This window comes from Staphylococcus sp. 231237_7MaSpsaltlick, assembly GCF_043107035.1.
In genome coordinates, this window is the sequence record NZ_JBICNX010000471.1 from 1 (window position 1) to 255 (window position 255).

Annotated in this window: 1 rRNA gene; it reads left to right on the plus strand. The window is 52.9% G+C overall.

Annotation, left to right across the window (positions count from 1 at the left end):
* A 16S ribosomal RNA gene (locus ACF91D_RS32485) occupies positions 1-255 on the plus strand; the annotation flags it as partial.

Below are 255 nucleotides of genomic sequence, written 5' to 3' on the forward strand. Positions count from 1 at the left end.
GAAACCGGAGCTAATACCGGATAACATTTGGAACCGCATGGTTCTAAAGTGAAAGATGGTTTTGCTATCACTTATAGATGGACCCGCGCCGTATTAGCTAGTTGGTAAGGTAACGGCTTACCAAGGCAACGATACGTAGCCGACCTGAGAGGGTGATCGGCCACACTGGAACTGAGACACGGTCCAGACTCCTACGGGAGGCAGCAGTAGGGAATCTTCCGCAATGGGCGAAAGCCTGACGGAGCAACGCCGCGT